Annotated in this window: 1 protein-coding gene; it reads right to left on the bottom strand. The window is 70.4% G+C overall.

Going from position 1 to position 1,071, the window contains the following annotated elements; translation table 11 throughout:
- Positions 1-11: 11 nt before the first annotated feature.
- On the bottom strand, positions 12-1,071 hold a 1,060-nt coding region (locus tag AB0316_RS20955; protein WP_366275195.1), incomplete at its 5' end, for an IS30 family transposase.

Raw genomic sequence — 1,071 nt, 5'->3', positions numbered from 1 at the left:
ACCGGGCGGTTTCAGAGAGCTGTTGCAACGAGGTGGTTGTTGAGGGCTTGTGCGGGAGTCTGCCAGTTCAGGGTTTCGCGGGGGCGGCCGTTGAGCTCGCGGGCGACGTCGTCGAGGTCGGCTTGGGTGTAGGTGCGGAAGTCGGTGCTGGATCGGGGGAAGTACTGGCGCAGCAGCCCGTTGGTGTTCTCGTTGCTGCCGCGCTGCCAGGGCGAGTGCGGGTCGCAGAAGAACACCTTGCAGTCGGTGGCCAGGGTGAACTCGGCGTGGCGGCGCATCTCGATGCCTTGGTCCCAGGTCAGGGTCTTGGCCAGCTCGGCCGGGACCCTGGCCATCAGCTGGGTCAGGACGCGGATGACTTCGGGGCTGACCCGGGACTGGGGCAGGGAGCCGAGCATGACGTAGCGGGTGGCGCGTTCGACGAGGGTGATGATCGCGCTGGTGCCGCGGGCGCCGATGATCAGGTCGCCTTCCCAGTGGCCGGGTACGGCGCGGTCACTGGCTTCGGCGGGTCTGGTGGAGATGTGGAAGTCGGCCAGCCATGGCCGGGTGCCGCGGGCACCGTGCGCGGTGCGGGACTGTGGCCGGCGGCGCGCGCGTCCGGAGCGCAGGGCTTGTTGGGCGGCGATCTCGCGGCGCAGCTCGCCGCGGCCTTGGAGGTAGATCGCCTGGTAGATCGTCTCGTGGGACACGTGCAGCTCCGGCTGGTTGGGGTAGGTCGAAGCCAACCATTGGGAGATCTGTGTCGGCGACCACCGCAGCCGCAGCTTGGGCAGCACGTACTGGCTCCACAGCGCCGGTCGGGGCCAGTTGTAGGAGCTGCGCAGCTTGGGCCGGTGCGGGCGCCGGGCCTGGCGCCGGTAGTTGTACTGGGCGGCGTGGTGCTCGTACACCCACCGGTAGGTCCCGCCGAGGTGGCCGCCGGTGCCTCGGGTGCGGCGGGCGTGTGGGTGTCGGGCGCCGGGGCGCTTGAGGTTCGCGCCGCGGTAGGAGTGGTTGCGGGTGACCTCGCGCCACACAGTCGTGCGGTCCCGGCCAAGCGCTGCGGCGATCGCTGGGAAGGTCAGGCCC

The organism is Terrabacter sp. NPDC080008, assembly GCF_040702505.1.
Taxonomy (GTDB): Bacteria; Actinomycetota; Actinomycetes; order Actinomycetales; family Dermatophilaceae; genus Terrabacter.
This window is presented reverse-complemented; position numbering and strand designations above follow the sequence as displayed.